25 protein-coding genes are annotated in these 26,416 nt (G+C 64.1%); 11 read left to right on the plus strand and 14 right to left on the minus strand.

The genetic code is table 11. The annotated features are described in order from the left end of the window. Nucleotides 1–30: 30 nt before the first annotated feature. From relA to BTN82_RS21670, 5 genes are all read right to left on the minus strand, one after another. Entirely contained in the window at nucleotides 31–2,274 is a 2,244-nt protein-coding gene (gene relA, locus BTN82_RS21650) for a GTP diphosphokinase (protein ID WP_075121131.1), read from the minus strand. A gap of 120 nt (nucleotides 2,275–2,394) precedes the next feature. Beyond that, nucleotides 2,395–3,747, minus strand: a complete 1,353-nt coding sequence (rlmD, locus tag BTN82_RS21655; protein ID WP_075121132.1) for a 23S rRNA (uracil(1939)-C(5))-methyltransferase RlmD — start codon at nucleotides 3,745–3,747, stop codon at nucleotides 2,395–2,397. After that, nucleotides 3,747–4,649 (minus strand): cysteine synthase CysM, encoded by a 903-nt coding sequence (cysM, locus tag BTN82_RS21660; protein ID WP_075121133.1) that lies wholly within the window; start codon nucleotides 4,647–4,649, stop codon nucleotides 3,747–3,749. The genes rlmD and cysM overlap by 1 nt, the downstream gene beginning before the upstream one ends. A gap of 114 nt (nucleotides 4,650–4,763) precedes the next feature. Beyond that, nucleotides 4,764–6,143: a sensor histidine kinase gene (locus BTN82_RS21665; protein ID WP_075121134.1), complete on the minus strand. Its 1,380-nt coding sequence runs from the start codon at nucleotides 6,141–6,143 to the stop codon at nucleotides 4,764–4,766. Continuing rightward, the gene (locus BTN82_RS21670; RefSeq protein WP_075121135.1) at nucleotides 6,130–6,852 is read right to left on the minus strand and encodes a response regulator transcription factor; all 723 of its coding nucleotides are present in this window, start codon (nucleotides 6,850–6,852) and stop codon (nucleotides 6,130–6,132) included. The genes BTN82_RS21665 and BTN82_RS21670 overlap by 14 nt, the downstream gene beginning before the upstream one ends. 206 nt (nucleotides 6,853–7,058) lie before the next feature. On the opposite strand from BTN82_RS21670, the gene BTN82_RS21675 reads away from it, so the two are divergent. From BTN82_RS21675 to BTN82_RS21690, 4 genes are all read left to right on the plus strand, one after another. Next, complete coding sequence (locus tag BTN82_RS21675) at nucleotides 7,059–9,812, plus strand: response regulator (protein WP_075121136.1); 2,754 nt, start codon at nucleotides 7,059–7,061, stop codon at nucleotides 9,810–9,812. Between the two features lie 66 nt (nucleotides 9,813–9,878). After that, on the plus strand, nucleotides 9,879–10,868 hold the full coding sequence (locus BTN82_RS21680) for a 2-hydroxyacid dehydrogenase (protein WP_075121137.1): 990 nt from the start codon (nucleotides 9,879–9,881) through the stop codon (nucleotides 10,866–10,868). 90 nt (nucleotides 10,869–10,958) lie between these two features. Beyond that, the gene (locus tag BTN82_RS21685) at nucleotides 10,959–11,396 is read left to right on the plus strand and encodes a hypothetical protein (protein WP_075121138.1); all 438 of its coding nucleotides are present in this window, start codon (nucleotides 10,959–10,961) and stop codon (nucleotides 11,394–11,396) included. After that, a complete protein-coding gene (locus BTN82_RS21690) occupies nucleotides 11,393–11,797 on the plus strand; it encodes an META domain-containing protein (RefSeq protein ID WP_075121139.1) in 405 nt (134 codons plus the stop codon). The genes BTN82_RS21685 and BTN82_RS21690 overlap by 4 nt, the downstream gene beginning before the upstream one ends. 106 nt (nucleotides 11,798–11,903) lie before the next feature. Here the strand turns inward: BTN82_RS21690 and BTN82_RS21695 are convergent, their stop codons facing one another. Next, complete coding sequence (locus tag BTN82_RS21695) at nucleotides 11,904–12,368, minus strand: TlpA disulfide reductase family protein (RefSeq protein ID WP_075121140.1); 465 nt, start codon at nucleotides 12,366–12,368, stop codon at nucleotides 11,904–11,906. A gap of 127 nt (nucleotides 12,369–12,495) precedes the next feature. Here BTN82_RS21695 and arsC point away from each other — a divergent pair, with 127 nt between their 5' ends. The 3 genes from arsC to BTN82_RS21710 are packed head-to-tail and all read left to right on the plus strand — an operon-like array spanning nucleotide 12,496 to nucleotide 13,869. Beyond that, nucleotides 12,496–12,849 carry an arsenate reductase (glutaredoxin) gene (gene arsC, locus BTN82_RS21700; RefSeq protein ID WP_075121141.1) on the plus strand — a complete coding sequence of 118 codons (354 nt, stop codon included), beginning with the start codon at nucleotides 12,496–12,498 and terminating at the stop codon, nucleotides 12,847–12,849. Further along, the gene (gene wrbA / locus BTN82_RS21705; RefSeq protein ID WP_075121142.1) at nucleotides 12,846–13,451 is read left to right on the plus strand and encodes an NAD(P)H:quinone oxidoreductase; all 606 of its coding nucleotides are present in this window, start codon (nucleotides 12,846–12,848) and stop codon (nucleotides 13,449–13,451) included. The genes arsC and wrbA overlap by 4 nt, the downstream gene beginning before the upstream one ends. Further along, complete coding sequence (locus BTN82_RS21710) at nucleotides 13,444–13,869, plus strand: DUF2069 domain-containing protein (RefSeq protein WP_075121143.1); 426 nt, start codon at nucleotides 13,444–13,446, stop codon at nucleotides 13,867–13,869. Before wrbA ends, BTN82_RS21710 begins: the two co-directional genes overlap by 8 nt. A 92-nt stretch (nucleotides 13,870–13,961) precedes the next feature. Here the strand turns inward: BTN82_RS21710 and BTN82_RS21715 are convergent, their stop codons facing one another. Together BTN82_RS21715 and ttcA are read right to left on the minus strand one after the other, a co-directional pair. Further along, complete coding sequence (locus BTN82_RS21715; protein ID WP_075121144.1) at nucleotides 13,962–14,633, minus strand: DNA-3-methyladenine glycosylase I; 672 nt, start codon at nucleotides 14,631–14,633, stop codon at nucleotides 13,962–13,964. Between the two features lie 76 nt (nucleotides 14,634–14,709). Continuing rightward, nucleotides 14,710–15,534, minus strand: coding sequence for a tRNA 2-thiocytidine(32) synthetase TtcA (ttcA, locus tag BTN82_RS21720; RefSeq protein ID WP_075121145.1), 825 nt, complete (start codon nucleotides 15,532–15,534; stop codon nucleotides 14,710–14,712). A gap of 282 nt (nucleotides 15,535–15,816) precedes the next feature. On the opposite strand from ttcA, the gene BTN82_RS21725 reads away from it, so the two are divergent. Next, nucleotides 15,817–16,419 carry a Yip1 family protein gene (locus BTN82_RS21725; protein ID WP_075121146.1) on the plus strand — a complete coding sequence of 201 codons (603 nt, stop codon included), beginning with the start codon at nucleotides 15,817–15,819 and terminating at the stop codon, nucleotides 16,417–16,419. Nucleotides 16,420–16,562: 143 nt separating this feature from the next. Beyond that, nucleotides 16,563–17,054, plus strand: a complete 492-nt coding sequence (locus tag BTN82_RS21730; protein WP_075121147.1) for a SprT family zinc-dependent metalloprotease — start codon at nucleotides 16,563–16,565, stop codon at nucleotides 17,052–17,054. 15 nt (nucleotides 17,055–17,069) lie between these two features. Here the strand turns inward: BTN82_RS21730 and BTN82_RS21735 are convergent, their stop codons facing one another. Both BTN82_RS21735 and BTN82_RS21740 read right to left on the minus strand, forming a co-directional pair. Beyond that, complete coding sequence (locus tag BTN82_RS21735) at nucleotides 17,070–18,251, minus strand: CaiB/BaiF CoA transferase family protein (RefSeq protein WP_075121148.1); 1,182 nt, start codon at nucleotides 18,249–18,251, stop codon at nucleotides 17,070–17,072. A gap of 150 nt (nucleotides 18,252–18,401) precedes the next feature. Next, nucleotides 18,402–19,736, minus strand: coding sequence for a dicarboxylate/amino acid:cation symporter (locus BTN82_RS21740; protein WP_075121149.1), 1,335 nt, complete (start codon nucleotides 19,734–19,736; stop codon nucleotides 18,402–18,404). A 339-nt stretch (nucleotides 19,737–20,075) separates the two neighbouring features. Between BTN82_RS21740 and BTN82_RS21745 the strand changes: the two genes are divergently transcribed. Then, nucleotides 20,076–21,074, plus strand: coding sequence for an AraC family transcriptional regulator (locus BTN82_RS21745; protein WP_075121150.1), 999 nt, complete (start codon nucleotides 20,076–20,078; stop codon nucleotides 21,072–21,074). 11 nt (nucleotides 21,075–21,085) lie between these two features. On the opposite strand, the gene BTN82_RS21750 is transcribed toward BTN82_RS21745, so the two are convergent. From BTN82_RS21750 to BTN82_RS21760, 3 genes are all read right to left on the minus strand, one after another. After that, the gene (locus BTN82_RS21750; RefSeq protein WP_075121151.1) at nucleotides 21,086–22,432 is read right to left on the minus strand and encodes an ATP-binding protein; all 1,347 of its coding nucleotides are present in this window, start codon (nucleotides 22,430–22,432) and stop codon (nucleotides 21,086–21,088) included. After that, nucleotides 22,429–23,106 carry a response regulator gene (locus tag BTN82_RS21755; protein WP_075121152.1) on the minus strand — a complete coding sequence of 226 codons (678 nt, stop codon included), beginning with the start codon at nucleotides 23,104–23,106 and terminating at the stop codon, nucleotides 22,429–22,431. The genes BTN82_RS21750 and BTN82_RS21755 overlap by 4 nt, the downstream gene beginning before the upstream one ends. A gap of 117 nt (nucleotides 23,107–23,223) precedes the next feature. Further along, nucleotides 23,224–23,826, minus strand: coding sequence for a hypothetical protein (locus tag BTN82_RS21760; RefSeq protein ID WP_075121153.1), 603 nt, complete (start codon nucleotides 23,824–23,826; stop codon nucleotides 23,224–23,226). 201 nt (nucleotides 23,827–24,027) lie between these two features. Here BTN82_RS21760 and BTN82_RS21765 point away from each other — a divergent pair, with 201 nt between their 5' ends. Next, on the plus strand, nucleotides 24,028–24,753 hold the full coding sequence (locus BTN82_RS21765; protein WP_222610225.1) for a 4'-phosphopantetheinyl transferase: 726 nt from the start codon (nucleotides 24,028–24,030) through the stop codon (nucleotides 24,751–24,753). A gap of 52 nt (nucleotides 24,754–24,805) precedes the next feature. Here BTN82_RS21765 and BTN82_RS21770 read toward each other — a convergent pair whose 3' ends face one another. Next, nucleotides 24,806–26,416: an ATP-binding protein gene (locus tag BTN82_RS21770; RefSeq protein ID WP_075121154.1), complete on the minus strand. Its 1,611-nt coding sequence runs from the start codon at nucleotides 26,414–26,416 to the stop codon at nucleotides 24,806–24,808.

Genomic DNA, 26,416 nt, shown 5'->3' on the forward strand with positions numbered 1-26,416 from the left:
AAGCTCGCTCCTACAAGGTCAGGGCCATTTTCAAGGGGTACGGTTACGGCGGGTCTCGATGATGTTCGGCAACTGGGAAATGCGCCCCAGCAACCGCCCCAACGCGTCCAGCCCCGGAATCTCGATGGTCAGGGACATCAGCGCGGTGTTGTCCTCCTTGTTCGAGCGGGTGTTGACCGCCAGTACGTTGATCCGTTCGTTGAGCAGCACCTGGGACACATCACGCAGCAAGCCGGAACGGTCGTAGGCGCGAATGATGATATCCACCGGGTAAGTCTGCACCGGCACCGGGCCCCAGCTGACCTGGATGATCCGCTCCGGCTCGCGGCCGCCCAGTTGCAGCACCGAGGCGCAGTCCTGACGGTGAATGCTCACCCCGCGTCCCTGGGTGATGTAACCGACGATGGCATCCCCCGGCAGCGGCTGGCAGCAGCCGGCCATCTGGGTCAACAGGTTGCCCACGCCCTGGATCTGGATGTCGCCACGCTTGCCCGGCTTGTAGCCAGTGGCCTTGCGCGGGATCAGTTCCAGTTGCTCGTTGCCGCGCTCCGGCTCCACCAGCTGCTGCGCCAGGTTGACCAGTTGCGCCAGACGCAGGTCGCCGGCGCCCAGGGCGGCGAACATGTCTTCGGCGGTCTTCATGTTGGCCTTGTCGGCCAGCTTGTCGAAATCCACCTGGGGCAGATCGAGGCGATTGAGTTCGCGTTCGAGCAGGGTCTTGCCCGCCGCCACGTTCTGATCGCGCGCCTGCAATTTGAACCAGTGGACGATTTTCGCCCGTGCCCGCGAGGTGGTGACGTAACCCAGGTTCGGGTTCAGCCAGTCGCGGCTCGGCGTACCGTGCTTGCTGGTGATGATCTCGACCTGCTCGCCGGTCTGCAGGCTGTAGTTGAGCGGCACGATGCGCCCGTTGATCTTCGCGCCGCGGCAGTTGTGACCGATCTCGGTGTGCACGCGGTAGGCGAAGTCCAGCGGAGTCGCGCCCTTGGGCAAGTCGATAGCGTGGCCGTCGGGGGTGAAGATGTAGACCCGGTCCGGCTCGATATCCACCCGCAACTGCTCGGCCAGGCCGCCGATATCCCCCAACTCCTCATGCCACTCGAGCACCTGGCGCAACCAGGAGATTTTCTCTTCGTAGTGGTTGGAGCCGGACTTGACGTCGGTGCCCTTGTAGCGCCAGTGCGCGCAAACCCCCAGCTCGGCCTCTTCGTGCATCGAGTGGGTACGGATCTGCACTTCCAGCACCTTGCCTTCAGGACCGATGACCGCCGTGTGCAGCGAGCGGTAACCGTTCTCCTTGGGGTTGGCGATGTAGTCGTCGAACTCTTTCGGAATATGCCGCCACAAGGTGTGGACGATCCCCAGCGCGGTATAGCAGTCGCGCATTTCCGGGACCAGCACGCGGACCGCGCGCACGTCGTAGATCTGGCTGAACTCCAGGCCCTTGCGCTGCATTTTGCGCCAGATCGAATAGATGTGTTTGGCCCGGCCGCTGATGTCGGCGTCGACGCCGGTCGCCTGCAGTTCGTTCTGCAACTGGTTCATCACATCGGAAATGAAGCGCTCGCGATCCAGGCGCCGCTCGTGCAGCAACTTGGCGATCTGCTTGTACTGCTCGGGCTCCAGGTAGCGGAAGGACAAGTCCTCCAGCTCCCACTTGATATGCCCGATACCCAGGCGATGGGCCAGCGGCGCATAGATGTCGAAGACTTCCCGTGCGACCCGGTTGCGCTTCTCGTCGTCGGCGTTTTTTACCGCGCGGATCGCACAAGTACGCTCGGCCAGCTTGATCAACGCCACGCGTACGTCATCGACCATCGCCACCAGCATCTTGCGCAGGTTTTCCACCTGGGCCTGGGTGCCGAGTACGAGGGATTGCCGGGGACTGAGGCTGGCACTGATCGCGGCCATGCGCAGCACGCCATCGATCAGCTTGGCCACGACCGGGCCGAAACGCTGGCTGACAGCGGGCAGCGGAATCTGGCCTTCGCGGACGCCGCGGTAAAGTACCGCGGCCACCAGCGAGTCCTGATCCAGCTTGAGGTCGGCGAGAATATCCGCGATCTCGAGGCCGGTGCTGAAACTCGACATGTCTTCGCCGCTGGAGTTCTTCGCCGCGATGTGTTGCAACTCTGCCTCGCGAGCGAACTCGCAGGCTTCCTTCAAGGCTTCACGGTCCAGTGCCATATCGACGCTGACCGCATGATCGAGCCATGCCTCGAGATTGATACTGCCGTCGGTGTTGATCGGCTGGTGCGCTCTCACCTGTACCATCTTGCTTTACCTTCCCTACGACGCACATTCAATGCGTCAAATCGCTGACCTTCACTGCCAGTATTTCTTCGCTGGGCCGGCGAGTACTACCTGACGGGCCAACGAACTAGACGAACCATCCTAGTTCGCTTCAAATAACGCCATGGCCTCGACATGTGCCGTCTGAGGAAACATATCGAGGATCCCGGCACGTTTTAACCGGTAGCCCTGCTTGACCAGCTCGGCCGTGTCACGCGCCAGAGTGGCAGGGTTGCATGACACATACACCAGGCGCTTCGCGCCCAGGCTCGCCAGCTTGCGTACCACCTCGAAAGCACCGTCACGGGGTGGGTCCAAGAGTACCGCAGAAAAGCCTTCGCCGGCCCACTCGGCATCGCTCAGGGGCTGCGATAAATCGGCCTGAAAAAACCGGGTGTTATACAAATTATTGCTAGCGGCATTTTCCGCCGCACGCGCGACCATGGTCGCCACGCCTTCGACCGCTACCACCTCACGAACGTTCTGCGCCAGCGGCAGGGCAAAGTTGCCCAGGCCGCAAAACAGGTCCAGTACACGCTCGTCGGCCTCGGGCGCCAACCACGCCAGGGCCTGGGCCACCATCGCCTCGTTGACCCCGGCATTGACCTGCACGAAATCCCCCGGTCGATAAGCCAGTTGCAGATTCCAGGGTTCCAGGCGGTAGCCCAGCGCCTGGCTCGGGTCCGCCGGTTGCGGCTCGCCTTCGCCATGCAGCCACAACTGCGCCTCGTGGAACTCGCAGAACGCCTGGAGAATCGCCAGGTCGGCCTCGGACAACGGCGCCATATGGCGCAGCAGCACGGCAATCGCCGAACCACTGAACAACTCCACATGCCCCAGCGCCTGCGGTTTGCTCAAGCGCTGTAGCATGGCTGGCAAGCGGCTCATGATCGGTTGCAAGGGCTGTACCAGCACCGGGCATTCGTCGATGGCGACTATGTCCTGGCTGCCGGCGGCGCGAAAACCCACTTCGAGTTTTTTCACCTTGGCGTCCCAACGCACCGCGACCCGCGCACGACGTCGGTAGCCGAACTCCGGGCCGCTCAGAGGCGCCGCCCACTCTTCTGGCACGACCCCGGCAACCCGCGACAGTTGCTCGGCGAGCATGCGCTGTTTCAGGGCAAGCTGTTCGTCATGGGGCAGATGCTGCACGCTGCAGCCGCCGCAACGGCCAGCATGGGCGCAAGGCGCCGGACGCCGCAGGTCGCTGGCGCTGAACACCCGCTCGGCGCGAGCCTCCACCACTTTGCCGTGGGCGCCCAGCACCCGCGCTTCAACCTCTTCGCCCGCCAGAGCACCGGCGACGAACCAGGTCCGCCCTTCCAGGAACGCGATGCCACGACCGTCGTTGGCCAGGCGCTCGACGGTCAGGCGCTGTTTTTTTCCGACAGGTATCTGCGCCGCCCGACTACCGCCCGCAGGCTGGAAGCGCAGGCCTCTGACTGGCTTAGCCATCAGTTGGGCGCATCGAAGATGCCGGTCGACAGGTAACGGTCGCCACGGTCGCAGATGATCGCGACGATCACCGCGTTTTCGACCTCGCGGGACAGGCGCAACATCGCCGCCACCGCACCGCCCGAGGACACGCCGCAGAAGATGCCTTCTTCGCGGGCCAGGCGCCGGGTCACGTCTTCGGCCTCGCTTTGCGCCATATCGACGATGCGATCGACACGGCTGGCCTGATAGATCTTCGGCAGGTATTCCTGCGGCCAGCGGCGGATGCCGGGGATGGCCGAACCTTCCATCGGTTGCAGGCCGACGATCTGCACGTTGGGGTTCTGCTCTTTCAGGTAACGCGAGGTGCCCATGATGGTGCCCGTGGTGCCCATCGAGCTGACGAAATGGGTAATGCTGCCCTCGGTCTGGCGCCAGATTTCCGGACCGGTGCCGGTGTAGTGAGCCTCAGGGTTGTCGCCGTTGGCGAACTGGTCGAGGACCTTGCCGCGACCTTCGGCCTGCATCTTCTCGGCCAGGTCGCGAGCGCCTTCCATACCCTCTTCCTGGCTGACCAGGATCAGTTCGGCGCCATAGGCGGTCATGGCCGCCTTGCGTTCGGCGCTGGAGTTGTCGGGCATGATCAGGATCATCTTGTACCCCTTGATCGCCGCGGCCATGGCCAGGGCAATCCCGGTGTTGCCCGAGGTCGCTTCGATCAGCGTATCGCCGGCCTGGATCTGCCCGCGCAGCTCGGCGCGGGTGATCATCGACAGCGCTGGGCGGTCCTTGACCGAACCCGCCGGGTTATTCCCCTCGAGCTTGAGCAGCAGGGTGTTGCTGGTGGCGCCAGGCAGGCGCTGCAAACGGACCAGCGGGGTGTTGCCGACGCAATCGGCGATGGTGGGGTACTGCAAGGTCATGGCGTATTCGCAATCCGGGCCGCGGGGGCGCCTATCATACCGGCAAACGTTGCCAGGCCATATCACGCAAAGTGAGGGTCTTATGGCTTAACGGTATAAGCGCGCGAATCCGCCTCAATCGCCGGCCGCTGCCAACCCGTCGGCAGCCCGCAGACGCATGTTCAGACGCAAGCCGCGTCCGGCATTTTCGGCCCACAGCAGACCGCCCTGACGCTGCACGGCATTGCGCGCGATGCTCAACCCCAGGCCAAAACCGCCATGGCCCGGACGCGAGCCGTCGAGTCGGGTAAAGGGGTCGAAGATCCGCTCCAGGTCACCGTCCGCCACGCCCGGCCCCTGGTCCTCCAGCCACAGCAGCCAATGCTCGCCCTGACGCCGGCCATCCAGCAACACTCGCCCGCCTTCCGGCGAATGGCGAATGGCATTGCGCAGGATATTTTCCAGGGCCTGAGCCAGGGTATCGAGATGGCCCCGCACCCAACACGAGGCGTCCAGCGCGCAGTGCAGTTGCGCGCTGGACCAGGCGCTTTCGAAGCAGGCGTTTTCCGTGAGCATTTCCCACAGGGCTTGAATCTGGATGTCTTCCTCGGCCAGCGGCGCTCGATCGGTGTCGAGCCAGGCCAGTTGCAAGGTGTCGTCCACCAGGCGCTGCATGCCGTCGACTTCCCGCGCCAGCCGCTCGCGCAGCATCGGCAGGCTCTGCTCGCCGTCGCAGGCCACGCGCAGGCGGCTCAGGGGCGTGCGCAACTCATGGGACAAGTCGCGCAACAATTGCTGCTGCAAGGCCACGGTGCCCTGCAAGCGTTCGGACATCTGGTCGAACGCCCGTCCCAGTTCGCCCAGCTCGTCCTGGCGGCTGGTGGTCTGGCTCGACAGCCGGGCGTTCAGTTGATCGGCGCGCCAGGCATTGGCCTGCTCGCGCAGTTGGTTCAACGGCACCACCAACAACCGATACAACCCGACACACAGCAGTAGGGTGAACAGGCCGGGAATCACCCCATTGGTCAGGACTCGCCAGAACACCCGATAGCGCCCGGGCATGAAACGCTGGGGCAACTCGATCACCAGGCTGCCGGCCGAGGGGTCGTTGGGGAATGGAATTTTCAGCCAGGGCAACCCGCGGGTATGGCGACTGACCGGCCAATCCAGGCCGCGCAGAAAGGTCAGGCGCTGGCTCTCGGCTTCGTTCAGCGGGTAGCTGCTCAGCGACTGCAGGTCGCGCCCGATGACCCCGACCCAGTGCTGCTCGCGCCCGGCCATGGTTTGCAGCCAGGCATCGACCCCGTCGCTCTGCCCCTGGCTCCACGCCCGCTCGGCTTCGGCGGCGTAGCCGGTCAGCGTGCCGCGGGCCTCGTCGGAGAGGAACAGGTTCTTCTGCTCCATGTAGCGGCCCCAGGACCAGCTCAGCCAGATCATCAGCAGGCAGAACGCGACCAACAGACAGGCCAACTTCCAGAACAGCGAATGCCGGCCGGGCAACTCAGGCCATTTCATCGACGGCACTCAGCACATAGCCCTTGCCCCAGACCGTACGCACTTCCCGCGCGACATACCCGACGGCCTTGAGCTTGCGGCGGATCTGGCTGATGTGCATGTCCAGGCTGCGATCATGAGGGGCATAACCACGCTGCAGCACATGCTGATAAAGGAAGGGTTTGCTCAGCACCTCGTCGCCGTTGCGATTGAGCGTCTCCAGCAGGCGGTACTCGCTGCGGGTCAGCCCGGCCCACCGCTCGCCAAAATGCACATCACACAGTTCGTCGTCGAAGCGCAGGCCCTGGGTTTCCTGCCGGAGGGGCGCCGGGGCCGGCCGGCGATCCAGGGCCACCCGCCGCAGGATGGCTTCGATGCGGACCCGCAGCTCGGCCATGCTGAAGGGCTTGGGCAGGTAATCGTCGGCCCCCAGGCGAAAACCGCTGATACGGTCGGCCTCGGCCCCCAGCGCCGACATCAGCAGCACGGGGGTGGAATGGCTCTGGCGAAAATGCGTGAGCACCGTCAGCCCGTCCATGCCCGGCAACAGGATGTCCATCAGCACCACATCGAAAGGTCGCTGGCGGGCCATCGTCAGGCCTTCCTGGCCGTTCTGGCACCAGGTGACATCAAAACCACAACGCCCCAGTTGCTCGTGCACGTAGGCGCCGAGCACCAGGTCGTCTTCGATGCTGAGTATCCGGGGAGGGCCGATAGGTACGGGATTCATTGGCTTGTGCAAGTAATTCTCAATTGAGCAATTATTCAAGATTGTCCGCGACCGAGCAACCGACACCGCTCGAAGCCCTGCGCGCTCGACCGGTTCGACGATGAATTTGCGAAGATTGCCGCCAAGCAAATGGCTACACTGCGCAGGTGGTGCACACCGGACAAGTGCACGGTTCATTCAAAACAGCGTGGTAGCAGGAGAGTTGCGTGCTTAAGAAACTGGGGATAAAAGGCCGCGTGCTGTTGCTGACCTTGCTGCCGACCAGCCTGATGGCCCTGGTGCTGGGCGGTTATTTCACCTGGATGCAGCAATCGGACCTGCAAACCCAGCTTCTGCAACGCGGCGAAATGATCGCCGAACAACTGGCGCCCCTGGTCGCGCCGGCCCTGGCCCACAGCAACACCGCCCTGCTGGAGCGCATCGCCACCCAGTCCCTGGAACAACAGGACGTGCGCGCCGTCACCTTCCTCGCGCCCGACCGCACGCCGCTGGCCCATGCCGGCCCGAGCATGCTCAACGCAGCGCCGACCGGCAACGGCAGCCAGATGTTGCAACGCACCGGCAGCGACGCCACCCGTTACCTGTTGCCGGTGTTCGGCCGCCACCGCAACCTGGCCGGCGACCTGGTTCCCGACGAGTCCGACCGCCTGCTCGGCTGGGTCGAACTGGAGCTGTCCCATAACAGCATGTTGCTGCGCGGCTACCGCAGCCTGTTCGCCAGCCTGCTGCTGATTGCCGCCGGCCTGATCGGCACCGGCCTGCTGGCGTTGCGCATGGGGCGCACCATCAATAACCCGCTGAGCCAGATCAAACAGGCCGTCACCCAACTCAAGGACGGCAACCTGGAGACCCGCCTGCCGCCGCTCGGCAGCCAGGAGCTGGACGAACTGGCCTCGGGCATCAACCGCATGGCCGGCACTCTGCAGAATGCCCAGGAAGAACTGCAACACAGCATCGACCAGGCCACCGAAGACGTCCGGCAGAACCTGGAAACCATCGAGATCCAGAACATCGAACTGGACCTGGCCCGCAAGGAAGCCCTGGAGGCCAGCCGGATCAAGTCCGAATTCCTGGCCAACATGAGTCATGAAATCCGCACGCCGCTCAATGGCATCCTCGGCTTCACCCACCTGTTGCAGAAAAGCGAGCTGACCCCGCGCCAGCTGGATTACCTGGGCACCATCGAAAAGTCCGCCGACAGCCTGCTGGGGATCATCAACGAAATTCTCGACTTCTCGAAAATCGAGGCCGGCAAGCTGGTGCTCGACAGCATTCCGTTCAACCTGCGCGACTTGTTGCAGGACACCCTGACCATCCTCGCCCCGGCCGCCCACGCCAAGCAGCTGGAACTGGTCAGCCTGGTGTATCGCGATACGCCGCTGTCGCTGGTGGGCGACCCGCTGCGCCTGAAGCAGATCCTCACCAACCTGGTGAGCAACGCCATCAAGTTCACCCGCGAAGGCACCATCGTCGCTCGCGCCATGCTCGAAGAAGAGCACGAAGACAGCGTGCAACTGCGCATCAGCATCCAGGACACCGGGATCGGCCTGTCGAACCAGGACGTGCGCGCCCTGTTCCAGGCCTTCAGCCAGGCCGACAACTCGCTGTCGCGCCAGCCGGGCGGCACCGGCCTGGGGCTGGTGATCTCCAAGCGCCTGATCGAGCAGATGGGCGGCGAAATCGGCGTTGACAGCACCCCGGGCGAAGGCTCGGAGTTCTGGATCAGCCTGCGCCTGCCGAAAACCCGCGACGACGCCGAAGACTTGCCCGCCCCGCCGCTGCTCGGCCGGCGTGTCGCGGTCCTGGAGAACCATGAACTGGCGCGCCAGGCGTTGCAGCATCAACTCGAGGACTGCGGTCTTGAAGTCACGCCGTTCAACACCCTGGAAGCCCTGACCAATGGGGTGACCGGCGTCCACCAGACCGAACAGGCGATCGACCTGGCAGTCCTCGGCATCACCACCAACGACATGCCGCCGGAACGCCTCAACCAGCACATCTGGGACCTCGAACACCTGGGCTGCAAGGTACTGGTGCTGTGCCCGACCACCGAACAGACGGTGTTCCACTTGTCGGTGCCCAACCCCCACAGCCAGTTACAGGCCAAGCCAGCCTGCACGCGCAAACTGCGGCGGGCCCTGGCCGACCTGGTCAACCCCAAGGTGCCACGCAGCGAGCCGAGCGAACCGATTGCCAGCCGCCCGCCGCGGGTGCTGTGCGTCGACGACAACCCGGCCAACCTGTTGCTGGTGCAGACCCTGCTCGAAGACATGGGCGCCAAGGTGCTCGCGGTCGACAGCGGCTTTGCGGCGATCAAGGCGGTGCAGAACGAATCCTTCGACCTGGTGATGATGGACGTGCAGATGCCCGGCATGGACGGTCGCCAGAGCACCGAGGCGATCCGCCAGTGGGAAAGCGAGCGCAACTGCACGCCGCTGCCAGTAATCGCTCTCACCGCCCATGCCATGGCCAACGAAAAACGCGCGCTGCTGCAAAGCGGCATGGACGACTACCTGACCAAACCCATCAGCGAACGCCAGCTGGCCCAGGTGGTGCTGAAGTGGACCGGCCTGGCCCTGCGCAACCAAGGCCCGGAGCGCTCCGGCGAGCCCTCCGGCAATGGCGTGGAACTGCAGGTGCTGGATCACGACGAGGGCCTGCGCTTGGCCGCCGGCAAGGCGGACCTCGCCGCCGACATGCTGGCGATGCTCCTGGCGTCGCTGGAAGCGGACCGGGAAGCCATTCGCACCGCCCGGGCCGCCAACGACCACACTGCGCTGATCGAACGCGTCCACCGCTTGCACGGGGCCACCCGTTACTGCGGCGTGCCGCAGTTGCGCGCCGCCTGCCAGCGCAGCGAAACCCTGCTCAAACAGGAAGACGCCAAAGCCTTCGCCGCGCTCGACGAACTTGAGCGAGCCATCAACCGCCTGGCCACCGAAGCCCGCATCAACGCCTGACTCAGGGCAACACCGTGCTTGCCCGCAAGGTTCATGCTGCGGGCAACCTCTCACAAGGACGACGCCATGCGCACGATTCTCTTCAGCAGCCAGAACTACGACCGCGACAGCTTCCTCGGCGCCGTGCTGCCACCGGGCATCGAACTGCAGTTCCAGGGCGCGCGCCTGAGCCTGGACACCGCGCCCCTGGCGGAGCACCACGAAGTGGTCTGCGCCTTTATCAACGACGACCTGAGCGCCCCGGTGCTGGAACAACTGGCCGCCGGCGGCACGCGCCTGATCGCCCTGCGCTCGGCCGGCTACAACCATGTCGACCTGGCCGCGGCCAAACGCCTGGGCCTGAGCGTGGTGCGGGTTCCGGCCTATTCGCCGCACGCGGTGGCCGAGCATGCCGTGGCCCTGATCCTGGCGCTGAACCGCCGCCTGCACCGCGCCTACAACCGTACCCGCGAAGGCGACTTCAGCCTGCACGGCCTGACCGGTTTCGACCTGGTGGGAAAAACCGTCGGCATCGTCGGCACCGGGCAGATCGGCGCCACCTTCGCCCGGATCCTGGCCGGCTTCGGCTGCCAGCTACTGGCCTACGACCCCTTCCCGAACCCCGCAGTCGAAGCCCTGGGCGCGCGCTACCTGAGCCTGCCGGAGCTGTTGGCCCAGGCGCAGATCATCAGCCTGCACTGCCCGCTCACCGCCGACAGCAAACACCTGATCAATAGCCAGAGCCTGGCGCGGATGCAGCCGGGGGCGATGCTGATCAACACCGGTCGCGGTGGCCTGGTGGACACCCCGGCGCTGATCGAGGCCTTGAAGAACGGCCAATTGGGCTACCTGGGGCTGGATGTCTATGAGGAGGAAGCGCAACTGTTCTTCGAGGACCGTTCCGACCTGCCGTTGCAAGACGATGTGCTCGCCCGCCTGCTGACCTTCCCCAACGTGATCGTCACCGCCCACCAGGCCTTCCTCACCCGCGAGGCCCTGGCGGCGATCGCCGACACCACCTTGCACAACATCGCCGCCTGGGCCGCGGGCTCGCCCCGCAACCAGGTGGAAAGCTGAGGTGACAGACCGGCGGTAAGCGAAGGTCATCTGCCTGCAACCTGAGGAATCGAGGTGCGTGCTAGCATACGCGCCAGATTTGGAGGACCCATGGTCGAACACGATTTCCGCTACAGCCTGATGAACCCGCAACACACCCTGATCGAATGCCGCGCCCTGGTGCCCGGCCGCTATCAGGTCACCGGCAACGGTGGCTCCATCCGCAACGACGACGTGCTGATCGTCACCCTCAAGGGCAGCAAGGACCTGTCGATGCGCCTGACGGTGGAAACCGTGCGCCACCTGATCAACCCGGTCGGCCAGTGGGTCGCAGTGGCCCGCGGCCCGGTGTTCGGCGAACTGGCGATCCATCAGTGGCAGGTCAACTGCGACAGCTGCTCCACCGAACTGAGCTTCGAGTTCGCAGTGGACGCCAAGCTCGGCAGCAAGGCGCAAAAGCCGGCGGCCACCGCGCGGATCGCCGAACTGGGCTGGATCAGCGAAGGGGAAAACCATCGGTGCCCCAAATGCCAGCGAGCCGCGCAATGAAACGCCTGGCATTGAGCGTCGCGTTCGGCGCTAGCCTGCTGGGTTGTGCGGCGGAGCCAGTGAAACTGCAGCAGGACCGTAGCTACATTCTGGAGTGGATCGGCGAACGTCCGCTGATCGATTACAGCCACCTGACCATCACCCTGGGTGAAGACGGCCGCGCCTACGGCAACGGCGGCTGCAACCACTGGTTCGCGCCCTATACCCTGGACGGCGACAAGCTCAGCTTCGGCAAGGTCGGCAGCACCCGCAAACTGTGCGCGCCGGCGCTGATGGAGCAGGAAAAACGCTTCCTCCAGGCCCTGGAGAATGTCCAGCGCTGGGATATCTCGCCTATCGAGCAAGTGCGCTTCTGGCCGGCCGAAGGCAAGCCGCTGCGCTGGTGGCTCGAAGAAGGTTGAGTCGCTGTAGCCGCCGCAGGCTGCGATCGGCCTGAAAGGCCGTTGCGATCTCAAGATCGCTGAAGGTCCTGCGGACCTTATCGCAGCCTCCGGCAGCGGCTACCGATCAATTTCCGCGCAGGGCCTTCAGCTTCTCCAGCACGCCTGCCGCGGTCTGTTCGCCCATCAGTTGCTCACGCACCTTGCCCTTGTCATCGATGATGTAAGTCACCGGCAGCCCCTCGCTGCGCGGCAGGTCGAAGAGCTCGGCCGGGTTCTGCGCCAGCACGGTGAACTTGATGCCCAGCTTGTCGCTGGCGCTCTTCAGTTCCTCGCCCTGGACATTATCGAAGTTGACCCCCAGCACGCTCACCGGCTGCCCCTTGAGGCCTTCGGCCAAGGCATTGAGTTCGGGAATCTCGGTACGGCACGGCCCGCACCACTCAGCCCAGTAATTGAGCACCAGCCACTGCTTGTCCACGCGCTCGGCGGCGACTTTCTGGCCATATTGATCGACCCCGTAATCGTTGCCGCAGCCGCTCAGCAACAAGGTGCCGATGATCGCCAGTGCCGCTGCCAGTTGCCTTGCCATGCCTTGAATCCTTGTAGTGAAAAATCGAACAGACCGGTTTTCTCGTGCGACCCATCGCCTCGCAAGGTTCAGGACTGCCCGTCGCGCAGGTAGAATAGCCGCCACCTTACGCAAGATGCGACCCGCCATGACCGATCTGACGCTTTATCACAATCCGCGCTGCTCGAAATCCCGCGGCGCGCTGGAACTGCTGGAAGCCCGTGGCCTGACCCCGACCGTGGTCCGCTACCTGGAAACCCCGCTGGATGCCGTCCAACTGCAACGCCTGCTGGGCAAGCTCGGGATCGGCGCCCGCGAGCTGCTGCGCACCGGCGAAGACGAGTACAAAACCCTCAACCTAGCCGACGCCAGCCTGAGCGAAGCGCAACTGATCGCCGCCATCGCCGCACACCCGAAACTCATGGAACGACCGATTCTCGAAGCCGGCGACAAGGCCATCATCGGTCGACCGCCGGAGCACGTGCTGGAGATCCTGCCTTGAGTACGCCGTACATCCTGGTCCTCTACTACAGCCGCAGCGGCTCGACCAACGAGATGGCCCGGCAGATCGCCCGGGGGATCGAGCAAGGCGGCCTGGAAGCGCGCCTGCGCACCGTGCCGGCGGTCTCCGCCGACTGCGAAGCCGTGGCCCCGAGCATCCCCGAAGAAGGCGCGCTGTACGCCAGCCTCGACGACCTGAAGCATTGTTCCGGCCTGGCCCTGGGCAGCCCGACCCGCTTCGGCAACATGGCCGCGCCGCTGAAGTACTTTCTCGACGGCACCAGCAACCTGTGGCTGACCGGTGCCCTGGTGGGCAAGCCGGCCGGGGTGTTCACCTCTACCGCCAGCCTGCACGGCGGCCAGGAAACCACCCTGCTGTCGATGATGCTGCCGCTGCTGCACCACGGGATGCTGATCACCGGCCTGCCCTATAGCGAGTCGGCCCTGCTGGAGACCCGTGGCGGCGGCACCCCTTACGGCGCCAGCCACCATTCCGGTGCCGACGGCAAGAGCCCGTTGAACGAGCATGAGGTCGCCCTGTGCCGCGCCCTGGGCCTGCGCCTGGCCAAGACCGCCCTGCAACTGGAGAGCAGCCGTGGCTAGAAAGCCGAAGATCCTGCCTTCGATCGACTGGCTGGAACCGCGCGTACGCGTCACACGGGTGCTGAGCCTGATCTGCTTTTTCGGCCTGATCGGCCTGTTGTGCGGCTACTACCTGTGGGTCGCCGACCTGCACGGCGCCCGCCCCTGGGTGATCCTGCTGATCGAACTGGTGCCACTGTTGCTGATGGCGCCGGGCATGCTGATGGGCAGCGCGCGCGGACATTCCTGGATGTGCTTCGTGGTGAACCTGTATTTCATCAAGGGCGCACTGGCCGCCTACGACCCGAACAGGCAGCTGTTCGGCCTTCTGGAAATGCTCGCCAGCCTGGCAGTCTTCTGCTCGGCCCTGCTCTACGTGCGCTGGCGCTTCCAGCTCGACCGCAAACTGGCGGGCGAAGGCGAACCCAGCGCCGCCTGACGGTGCCCTATCGCGAGCAAGCTCGCCCCTACAGGAAACACCGATCTTGTAGGCGCGAACTTGCTCGCGATGGCCTCACCCCAAACGCCGGACTAGTGGTTGACGGTATACGCCAGCATCATCGAGATCTGGCACAGCGGACGACCGCTTTCGGCGTGCCACTGATTGAAGGCGCCCTGTACGGTGGCCAGGTCCTTGAGGCTGCTGGGCACCTTGTCGACGATCTTCTGCGCATTCAGCGCGGCGACCACATCATAGGTGGGAACGAAAGTGTCCTTGCCGACCATGCGCAAAAACCGCGGCGCCGACAGACCGCCCAACTGGTTGCCGTGCTTGGACAGGTATTTCCACAGGCCAACGATATCGGTCACCGGCCAGTCGGCGATGAAGGCCCCGAAACTGCCCTTCTCCTTTTCCACGTCCAGCAGCATCTGCGCGTTGCGCGGCACGCTCTTGAGCTTGCCCAGGTGGCGAATAATCCGCTCGTCCTGCATCAGCCGCTCGAGGTGCTCGGCGCCCATCAGCACGACCTTCTCGGGATCGAAACCGAAGAACACTTCCTCGAACGCCGGCCACTTGGCGTCCACCAGGCTGTGCTTCAAACCGGCGCGGAACACCCGCAGGGCCAGGGTCGAGAGGTAACGGTCCGCGCTGATCTTGCGCAATTGCGCCGGGGTTTTCGGCACCGGCAGGTGGGCTTCCAGCTCGGCCGCCGAACCGAAGCGGTTCAGACAATATTCGTGCAGCCACTTGTAGTCGCGCATGCCCTCTCCTTATGACGATAAACAAACGGCGCTCAAGAGAGCGCCGTGATTCCAGGACACAGAGCCGGGAAACGACTCAGAGGTTTACCACATTGACGAAACGCGAGGCCGCGGTTTCGTCGATCTTCAGGCTGGTGAAATCGAACAGGTTGCGGTCCGCCAGTTGCGACGGCACCACATTCTGCAGGCCACGGAAAATGCTTTCGGTGCGGCCCGGAGTCTTGCGTTCCCACTCCTGGAGCATTTCCTTGACCACCTGGCGCTGCAGGTTTTCCTGGGAGCCGCAGAGGTTGCACGGGATGATCGGGAACTGCTTGAGGTCGGAATAGGCCTGGATGTCCTTTTCGCTGCAATAGGCCAGCGGCCGGATCACCACGTTGCGCCCGTCGTCGGCCCGCAGCTTGGGCGGCATGGCCTTGAGCGAACCGTTGTAGAACATGTTGAGGAAGAAGGTCTCGACGATGTCGTCGCGATGGTGCCCAAGGGCCATCTTGGTCGCACCGATCTCGTCGGCGAAGGTGTACAGGGTGCCGCGACGCAGGCGCGAGCACAGGGAGCAGGTGGTCTTGCCTTCCGGGATCAGCTCCTTGACCACCGAGTAAGTGTCCTTCTCGACGATGTGGTACTCGACCCCCAGTTCCTTGAGGTAGGCCGGCAGGATGTGCTCGGGGAACCCAGGCTGTTTCTGATCCATGTTCACGGCGACGATGTCGAACTTGATCGGCGCAACCTTCTGCAGGTGCATCAGCACGTCGAGCATGGTGTAGCTGTCCTTGCCGCCGGACAGGCAGACCATGACCTTGTCGCCGTCTTCGATCATGTTGAAATCGGCGACCGCTTCCCCGGCCTGGCGGCGCAGGCGTTTCTGCAGTTTGTTCTGGTTGACCGTAAGAGTGCCCATGGCGCTTGAAATCCGCGGTGTGTGACGAAAAGCCGAGCATTTTACGCAAAAAGCGCGCGCGGGCGAAGCGCCGGGCGCCCGCTGGCCGATCAAATCACCGATTGCGATTAACAGCCGGGCCAACAGCGCGATTTGCTCTAACGCCCGGCGCCTTTTGCCGGTAAGTCCTTTCTATACTGCGACATAAGGTCGCACACATATCCAGACCTTTACTTACTTGGCCGCTGGCCCGTAGGCGCTCCGTTTTGGGGGGCGATGGCAATAACAAAGGAGTGACTGACTATGATTCATCATGTCGTGGGACTCTTCACCCATCCCGATCAGGAATGGCGAGAAATACGTGGCGACGAAGAGGAAAGCATCAGCCACATGTACCTCACCCACACGCTGATCCTCGCGGCGATTCCGGCGATTTCAGCCTTCATCGGCACCACCCAGGTCGGCTGGGTCATCGGCAATCGGGCGCCGGTCATGCTGACCATGGAAAGCGCGCTGTGGATGACCATCATGTCGTACCTGGCGATGCTCGGCGGGGTCGCGGTGATGGGCGCCTTCGTCCACTGGATGGCCCGCACCTACGACGCCAGCCCCAGCCTCGCGCGCTGCGTCGCGTTCGCCACCTACACCGCGACGCCGTTGTTCGTCGGCGGCCTGGCGGCGCTGTATCCGCACATGTGGCTGGGCATGATCGTCGGCACGGCGGCCATCTGCTACACGGTCTACCTGCTGTATGTCGGGCTGCCGACCTTCATGAACATTCCCTCGGACGAAGGTTTCCTGTTCTCGAGCTCCGTGCTGGCCGTCGGGCTGGTGGTGCTGGTTGCGATCATGGCGTTCACCGTGATCGTCTGGGGTCTTGGCGTCGGCCCCGTCTACACCAACTGACGCCGCTCAAAAAACAAACACATCCGCCAACACAGGCCGCCGCAAGGCGGCCTTCCACTCTTCACCACGACCATTCGGCGCCTGGACGATTCGGAATGCACTCGCTTTGCGGCATACTCGTCTGCTCTGGAGAGCCGTTAAGCATGCCCGAGCAACTCAATACCCGCGTCGAAGACTGTTTCCAACTCGCTGAATCCTTTTTCAAACGACCTTTCAAACGCCCGGTGGTCAGCCTCAAATTGCGCGGCCAGAAAGCCGGCGTCGCCCACTTGCACGAGAACCTGCTGCGCTTCAACCCGCAGCTGTACCGGGAAAACACCGAAGACTTCCTCAAGCAGACCGTGGCCCACGAGGTCGCGCACCTGATCGCCCACCAGTTGTTCGGGGAGCGTATCCAGCCCCACGGCGAAGAGTGGCAACTGATCATGCGCGGCGTCTACGAACTGCCGCCCAATCGCTGCCACACCTACGAGGTCCAGCGCCGCAGCGTGACCCGCTACATCTATCGCTGCCCCTGCGACAACGATTTCCCGTTTTCCGCCCAGCGCCATCGCCTGGTCGCCCAGGGTCGGCGCTACCTGTGCCGGCGCTGCCGGCACACGCTGGTGTTCAGTGGCGAAATGCGCGAAGAGTGAGCCCGGCCCGGGCGTTTACAGGATGACCCGGCCCTGGCGTAGCGCCTCGATGCGCTGGGCGCTGTAGCCGAGCTCGGCCAATACCTGGTCGGTATGCGCGCCCAACGCCGCGCCGATATGCCGAGGCTCGGGCAGCCCTTGAGAAAACTTCAATGGGCACGCCATCTGCGCCTGGTACGTACCATCGCCGCGCGGCACCTGGCCGACCAGTTGCCGCGCCTGCAATTGCGGATGGGCCACCGCCTCCGCCAGGCCGAGCACCGGTTCGACACAGGCATCGACCGCGGCAAACAGCTCGCAGAGTTCGGCGAAGTCGTGCTTCTCGAATTCGACCTGCAAGGCCTGCTTGAGCGCCTGCTGTTGTTCGGGCTTGGGCGACAGCCCCTGGGCCGCCAGTTCCGGACGCCCGAGGGCCTCGCACAGCGCTTGCATGAACGGCGGCTCCAGGCTGCCCACCGACAGCCAGCGACCGTCCCGGCTGCGGTAATAGTCGTAGAAACTGCCGCCGTTGAGTACCTGCCGCTCTGCCTCGGGCTCGACCCCGCACGCCAGGTAGCCGGCCCCGGCCATGGCGTTCAGGCTGAACACGCAATCGGTCATGCTCACGTCCAGGTGCTGGCCCTGGCCGCTGTGCTGGCGGGCAACCACCGCCGCTAGCAAGCCGATGACCCCATGCAACGAACCTCCGGCGATATCCGCCGCCTGCATGCCCAGCGGCAACGGCCCGCTGTCCTGGCGCCCGGTGTAGCTGGCCAGGCCGGCCAGCGCCAGATAGTTGATGTCGTGGCCGGCGCGGTCGCGGTACGGGCCGGTCTGGCCGTAGCCGGTGATCGAGACGTAGATCAGCTTAGGGTTGAGCGCCTTCAAGGTTTCGTAGCCCAGCCCCAGGCGCTCCATCACCCCCGGGCGGAACTGCTCCAGCACGATGTCGTATTCCAGCACCAACTGGCGAACCACCTCCAGCGCCTCGGGCTGCTTGAGGTCCAGCGCCAGGCTGCGTTTGTTGCGATTGAGGTAGGCATGGCTGGCGGAGATCCCCTGGTCGTGGGGCGGCAGCACCCGCAGCAAGTCCATGCGGGTCGGCGATTCGATGCGTAGTACCTGCGCGCCCATGTCCGCCAGCAGCAACGAGGCGAACGGCCCCGGCAGCAGGGTAGAGAAATCCAGTACCTTGAGTGACGCCAGCGGCCCGTGCATGAGCTCCCTCCCTTCCCGATTGACTGCCCACAGAGTAGGCAGCGCCCGGCAACCCGGCAATTACCGCAAGCGCCACCCGGGCTGACCGTTGCGCTCAAACCCCAGGCATGAAAAAACCCGCCGGAGCGGGTTTTTCGTCAACGCCTGAAGTTACTTCACGGACGCCGGGGCCGGGCCTTCGGCAACGCCCAGGTCGTCTTCTTCACGGGTGTCGGTAATCGCCCGACCGCCGGAAGCCAGCTCAGTCTGCAGCTTGTCTTCGTCTAGCTCCTTGACCCACTTGGCGACCACCAGGGTGGCCACGGCGTTACCGACCAGGTTGGTCAGCGCGCGGGCTTCGGACATGAAGCGGTCGATACCCAGGATCAGCGCCAGGCCGGCCACCGGCAGGTGACCTACGGCCGACAGGGTCGCGGCCAGCACGATGAAGCCGCTACCGGTCACGCCCGCGGCGCCTTTGGAGGACAGCAGCAACACCAGCAGCAGAGTGATCTGGTGGGTGATGTCCATGTGAGTGTCGGTCGCCTGAGCAATGAACACCGCCGCCATGGTCAGGTAGATCGACGTACCGTCGAGGTTGAAGGAGTAACCGGTCGGGATCACCAAGCCGACAACCGACTTCTTCGCGCCCAGGCGCTCCATCTTGATCAGCATGCGTGGCAGGGCCGATTCCGAGGAGGAAGTACCCAGCACGATCAGCAGTTCTTCACGGATGTAGCGGATCAGCTTCAGTACGCTGAAACCGTGGGCGCGGCAGATGGCGCCCAGCACCAGCACGACGAACAGCACGCAGGTGATGTAGAAGCAGATCATCAACTGGCCCAGTTGCACCAGCGAACCCACCCCGTAGGCGCCGATGGTGAAGGCCATGGCACCCAGCGCACCGATCGGCGCGAGCTTCATGATCATGTTGATGATGTTGAACATCACGTGGGCGAAACGATCGATGAAGTCCAGCACCGGCTTGCCGTAGGCGCCCAGGCGATGCAGGGCGAAGCCGAAGATCACCGAGAACATCAGCACTTGCAGGATGTCGCCGTTGGCGAAGGCGCCGACGATGGTGTTCGGAATCACATTGAGGATAAAGCCGACGACGCTCTGGTCAGCGCCCGCAGTGACATAGGCCGCCACCTTCGAGGCATCCAGGGTGGACACGTCGATGTGCATGCCGTTGCCCGGCTGCACGACGTTGACCACGACCAGGCCGATCAGCAGGGCGATGGTCGAAACGATTTCGAAGTACAGCAGCGCGTAGCCACCGGTCTTGCCCACCGATTTCATGTTCTGCATGCCGGCGATACCGCTGACGACGGTACAGAAGATGATCGGTGCGATGACCATTTTGATCAGTTTGATGAACCCGTCACCCAGCGGCTTCAAGGCCACACCGGTCTGCGGGTAGAAGTGACCGAGCAGGATGCCGATCGCGATGGCAACGATCACCTGGAAATACAGGGATTTGTACAGTGGCTGACGAGTCGTCATTGCAGGTTTCCTCAAGAGCTTCGTTGTGCACCATCCATCGATGCCCACGACGCCGAAGTGCGAACCCTCCTGCACTGGAGGGATTTGTTGTGTCGAACCGCGCAGGCAGGCCCCGCGCGGCTCTCCATCGCTATCGCAAAGCCCGTGCCAGATTGCCGAAAAGCCCTGAAGGCCTTTAGACATCAGGGTTTGCCCTTGCCCTTCGCCTTCCCTGCCCCCGCATGAAGTGGCGGATTTCCGCCCATCACCCGGAGCTCGTCCTACAATTTGGCGGATATCCGCCTTGCCCGCGCGTCGACGGCTGTTAAGATCCGCCACTCAACGGACGGATCAACCTCCATGCGCGAACGCACCATCGCCAGTCATTTCGCCCGTGCCGCCCTGGGCGGAGCCCGTCGGCGCGGCTACGACTGTTCAGAGTTGTTGCAGACCCTGGGCATCAGCGTCGAACTGCTGAACGAACCCAAGGCCCGGATTGCCCCCGAGCAATTCGCCAGCCTGCTGCAATTGCTCTGGCAAGCCATGGACGACGAGTGCCTGGGGTTTGGCGACGGTCCGAGCAAACGCGGCACCTTCGCCATGATGTGCCACGCGCTGATCCACTGCAGCAGCCTGGAGAAGGCCCTGCATCGCGGTCTATTGTTTTATAGCCTATTCCCGCAGGCCCCGCGGCTGAGCCTGACGTACGAAGGCGAGATGGCCCGCCTGAGCCTGGACGACGCGCGGCTGTGGGACCCGGACCACTTCCTCAGCGAAAGCCTGCTGGTGATCTGGCATCGCCTGGGCAGTTGGCTGATCGGCCAGCGCATCCGCCTCGAACAGGCGTGTTTCAGCTACCCGAAACCCGAGCACGGCAACGAATACGACCTGCTGTTCCCCTGCCCCCTGGTGTTTTCCCGCGATTGCAGCAGCCTGCTGTTCCACAGCCGCTACCTGAACATGCCGCTGCTGCAGGACGAACGGACCCTCAAGCATTTCCTCGAACGCTCCCCCGCCGACCTGCTATGCCGGCCGGACGACGGCGACAGCCTGAGCAGCCAGCTGCGCCGCCTGCTCAGTCGCGACAATAGCCACTGGCCGGACCTGGAAAGCATCGCCCTGCATCTGCACATGAGCCCACAGACCCTGCGTCGACACTTGCGGGAAGAAGGCACGAGCTTCCAGGAATTGAAGGACCAGTTGCGGCGCGATATCGCCATCTATCATCTACGACGGGCCGACCTGTCATTGCAACAGATCGCCGAGCAGATCGGCTTCTCCGAGCCTTCGGCCTTTCATCGCGCGTTCAAGAAGTGGACCGGGCTGACCCCAGGGGCCTATCGCGCTCAGGAAAGCTGAACGCGCGACCGTCAAATCGCCGGGAAATGAATGCGGAACGCCGCCCCGCCCAGGGTCGAGTCGCCCAAGGTCAATTGCGCCCCGTAGCTGTCGATGATGTCCTTGACCACCGCCAGGCCGATCCCCTGTCCCGGATGCTGGCGATCCAGCCGTTCGCCCCGTTGCAGAATCCGCGCCCGCTGGTCCGGCGGCACGCCCGGTCCATCGTCCTCGACGCACAACTGCGCGCCCTGGAGGTCTTCGCGCACGCTGATGCGCACCTCGCTCAGGCACAGGCGATAGGCGTTTTCCAACAGGTTGCCGAGCAATTCGAGCAAGGCCCCGTGCTCGATGGGCACATAGCAGCGCTCCGGCAGATCGAACGAGACCCGCACCTGTTTGTCGCGATAGACCTTGTCCAGGGTGTCGCACAGGCTTTTCAGCACCGGGCGCAAACGCACCCGGTGGCGTACCAGGCCGCTCTTGCGCAGGCTGGCGCGCTGCAGCTGGTAGCTGATCTGCTGGCTCATGCGTTCGATCTGCGCTTGCAGCACCCAGGCCTGGTCGCGGTCCTGGGGGCGCTGGGCCATGTCTTCGCTGACCCCTTGCAGCACCGTCAGCGGGGTTTTCAGGCTGTGGGCCAGATCGTCCAGGGAGTCGCGATAACGGCTGCGCTGTTCGCGCTCGCTGTGCAACAGACGGTTCAACGAGCCGGTCAGGCGCAACAGCTCCCGCGGATGCTCTTCGCTGAGGCTTTGCCGGGCGCCGCTTTCGATTTCGTCCAGTTCCTGGCTGAGCCGGCGCAGCGCCTGCAAGCCCCAGGTCAGGCCAAGCCAGAGCAACGCCAGGAGTACCAGCAAGGCGGCGCCGAAACCGAGGTAGAGGTTTTCCCGCACCCCTTCCAGGGTCAGCTGATACTCGCGCACCGGCTGCAAGGCGACGATGCTGAACGCCGCGCTTTTACCGCCCAGCAGCTTGACCTCGACGTCGTAGACGAAGAACTCCTGGCCGTTGGCTTCGCGGATACGCGCGAACTCGTTGCCACGTCCGTCATAACGCGGCTTGTAGTTGATGTTCTCTTCCTGGGTCGCCTTCGAGCGCCAGACCAGCCGTCCCTCGCGGTCGTAGATGTAGCCGAGCAGGCGGCTGTCGGTCAGGTTGAAACGCTCGTCCGGCAGTTGCGCCGGCATTTGCAGCTGATTGTTCTCGACCCTGGCGGCCGAGATCAGCGTGGTCACGTCGGAAGCCAGGCGCTGCTCGATAGAGTCTTGCAGCGCCAGGCTGAACGCGCCTTGCATGGCCGGCAACAACGCCAGCATAAACAGCACCGCCAGCGTCGTGGCCGCCAGCATCAAGCGCAGGCGCAGCGATCGGATCATCGGCAGCGCTCGTTAAACAGGTAACCCAGGCCGCGCACGGTATCGATGGGCTTGAAGCCCGACGGCCCTTCCAACTTGCGCCGCAGACGGCCGACCAACACTTCGATGACGTTCGGATCGCGCTCGTCGTCGTCCGGGTACAGCTGCTCCATCAACCGGTCCTTGGCCACCACCTGCTGATGGTGGCGCATGAGGTATTCGAGAATCCGGTATTCGTAGGCGGTCAGTGCCAGCGGCTGTTCGTCGAGCGAAGCTTGCTTGCGGTTCAGGTCGAGCAGCAGCGGCCCGGCAATGATGGTCGACTGGGTGAAACCGCTGGACCGGCGCAGCAGCGCATTCAGGCGCGCATCCAGTTCCTCGAACTGAAAGGGCTTGACCACATAGTCGTCGGCGCCGGCGGCCAGGCCTTCGACCTTGTCCTGCCAGTTGCCGCGCGCCGTGAGGATCAGGATCGGAAACGCCTTGCCGCTCGAACGCAACTGGCGGATCAGGTCCAGCCCGCCCATGCCCGGCAGGCCCAGGTCGATCACCGCCAGGTCATGGTTGAACTGCTCGGTCTGATACAACGCCTCCTCGGCATTGGCCACGGACTCGACCACATGGCCGGCGTCCGTAAGGCGGGTTTGCAAGTGATGGCGCAGCAGCGCCTCGTCTTCAACGACGAGCAGTTTCATACAGCTCTCCCAGGCAAAATTCGACATCTCCAAGGGCGTTCGAGCGCCCTGATCATCTATACGGCAGCGCCGGATCTTGCTTAGGCAGATCCGGCGCGGTCAAACCAGAACAGTATTTTAGAAAGCGTAGTTGGCCGACAGGTAAGTCTGGGCGCTGCTGGTCAGGCTCAGCGAACCCTGCTTGCTACCGCCGCGCTCACTCATCTCGGTGCTGGCATTGCTGCGCAGGTAACGGTAACCCAGTTCGACCGAGGTGTTCTGTGAAACCTGCTGCAGGACGCCGGCCTGTACGCCGACGGCGTAACCGATATCGCTGTCGCGGCTGTAGCCTGGCGAGTCCTGGGTCAGTTTGGTCAGGCCCGCGGTACCGCCGCCGAACAGTTTGGTGCTGCTGGTCACCGGCAGGAACACATCGTAGCTGCCCAACAGGTTTTCCTGGCGCAGTTTAATGCCATTGTGGGAGCCGGAGACATTGTCGTAGGTGGCGTAGTAGCGGTGCTGGTCGTTCTGCTGGCCCAGGCGCACGCCCCAGGTGTTGTCCTTGCCGATCACACCGTCGGCGTTCGGGTGGTTCAGGTTGCTGTTGAGCAGGCTGGATTTCTTCACCTTGTCGCTGGTCTGGCCGTAGGTAAGGCTGGCGAAGTTGCTGTCGGCGGCCTGGGCGACGGCGCTGGCGCCGAGGACAGTGAAGGCCAGAATCATCTTCTTGAAAGTAGTCATGGGGTGTTTCCTCATTGGCTCTGTGTTTTTGGGTACGGGGCCAGACTACCGACCACGCCCTGAACTCCCCCTGAACACCCGCTGAACCTCGGCTGAATCGGATCGACTTGGCGGATTGACGCCCCTTCAGCCATTGAAAGTCGCTCGACTAAACAGTCGCCGGACTACCCTGTGCTCCTGCAACCCGGCAAAATGCCTGGCATGAATCCACTCCCCGCCCTCCCCACGTGCTGCACCCCACTCGACGACCAGTGGCCGTTGCCCGACGCCCTGCCGAACACGGTCCTGCTCGCCACCCACTTCGATGTTTCGCAACTGGCCAGCAACGACTTCCAGCGCAGCGCCATCGAGCCGCCCCCGAGCATTCAACGCTCGGTCGCCAAACGCCAGGCCGAGTTTCTCGCCGGCCGCTTCTGCGCCCGGGCCGCCCTGCAGCGCCTGGACGGGCTCGACTGCATTCCGCCAATCGGTGAAGACCGGGCTCCGGTCTGGCCTATGCATATCTGCGGCTCGATCACCCACAGCACCGGCCGCGCGGCGGCGATCGTCGCACGCAAGGAGCATTGGCGCGGGCTGGGCATGGACCTGGAAAACCTGCTCGACCTGGAGCGGGCGGAGCGCCTGGCGGGGGAAATCCTTAACCCGGCCGAACTGCAGCGCATGGCCGCCGCGCCGCGCGAGCAACTGGCGCTCTGGGTGACCCTGACCTTTTCGGTGAAGGAAAGCCTGTTCAAGGCGCTGTATCCGATCGTCCAGAAGCGCTTCTATTTCGAGCACGCCGAGGTGCTGGAGTGGAACGCGCAAGGTCAGATCCGCTTGCGCTTGCTGACCGACCTTTCCAGCGAGTGGCGCAACGGCAGCGAACTGGACGCGCAGTTCGCCTTGCATGACGGGCAGCTACTGAGCCTGGTCAGCATCAAGGCTTGAGGCGTTCGCCGTCCGTTAGCGCCTTATCGCGAGCACGCTCGCTCCTACCCCTTCAAGACTTATCCTGATGGCGCGGCCAGCTCAGGCTGAAACAGGCGCCGCCGAGGGTCTTGCTCTTGCTGATCAGGGCCCTACCGTCATGCCAGTGAATGATCCGCCGCACGATCGACAGGCCCAGGCCATGACCGCCCGAGGCGCGGGTGCGGCTGTCGTCCAGGCGCAGGAACGGTGTGAAAATCCGCTCCCAGGCACTTTCCGGAACGCCCGGACCGTCGTCTTCCACATCGACCCGGCAACGCACCTGCCCCACCTGGTAACTGACCAGCACCTGCGACTCGGCGTGGCGCATGGCATTGCTCACCAGATTCTGCAACGCCCGATGCAAATAACGCGGCTCGGCCTCGACCCAGGCGCCGTCGCAATCCGCCGCGGAGAGGCATGAACCGCGTTGCACCCTGACCTGTGCCCGCAGCGGCGCCAGTTCGCTGATCACCTGATTGACCAGGGCATCCAGGTCGACACGCTGGAAGTTCAAGGCCGGCGAGCCCTGCTCCAACCGCGCATAGGTGAGCATTTCGTCCACCAGCCGGTCGAGGTCCTGGATATCGTTGTCCATGCCCTCCATGTACTTGTCGCGGGCTTGAGGCGTGGTCGCCGAGCCGATCATCTCCAGGCCGAACCGCAGGCGCGCCACCGGCGTGCGCAATTCGTGGGACACCGCCCGCACCAGCTCGCGCTGGATCGCCAACAAACGCTGCAAGTGCTCGGCCATACCATTGAACGCGGCAGCCAGGCGTCCCACCGAGTCGGCGCCGCCGGCCGGCACCCGCGTCTCCAGGCTGCCCTTGGCGATGCGCGTGGCCGCCGACTCCAGGCCGCGCAGGCGCCGCTCCAGCTGGCGCACCAATAAATAGACGATCAGGCCGATCAGGCTCAGGCCCAGCACCGCGATCAGCACCAGCCATTGCGGCGGATAGGGGTTCATCTGGTACAGCGGGCCGATCTCCAGGACCCAGGGAGTGCCCACCATCCCGGCGAAGACGCGGATCGAGTCGCCGCCCTTGCCCAGCGCCATTACCGTGTCGCCTTCGACAACCCGACGGCGCTGGTCTTCGTCCATGTCGGCCTCGTCCTGGGTCACCAGGCGCAGGTCGAAGCCAAAACCCTTGTCTTTTTTCAATGCAGCCAGGCGCTCCGGCTGCTCGGCCACCGGAAAGCGCACCAGTTCGTCGGCCAACAAGTAGATAGTCGCGCGCGCCAATTGCTCGCTGATCTGCTGCACCTCGCCGGTCAGCAGCAACTGCTCCGGCTCGCTGACCAGCCGATAGACCCGCGCCGCGTAAGGCCCGGTCTGCTCCACCAGGGCCTGGCCGCGCAGCACGCGATTGCGCTGCCCGAGGTCGAGCCCGGTCTGGGCGAAGGTTTGCAGGGTCAGCGGAATGCCCAGCAGCCGCTCCCACACGGCCAGGGCGCGGCGCCGCTCGATTTCGCTCATGGGCTGCAGGTTGTCGGCCATCAGCGAGAACGTGCCGTGGGCCAGGCGCTCGCGGTATTGCTCGCTGCGCACCTGGTTGAGCAGGTGCAACGCCAGCACGCCCAGCAGCGCCACCAGGATCAGGGCGGCGCACATGCCGCCATAGATACGCAGGAAGATGGAGTTCAC

The sequence above is a fragment of the Pseudomonas chlororaphis genome (assembly GCF_001921865.1).
Taxonomy (GTDB): domain Bacteria; phylum Pseudomonadota; class Gammaproteobacteria; order Pseudomonadales; family Pseudomonadaceae; genus Aquipseudomonas; species Aquipseudomonas chlororaphis_D.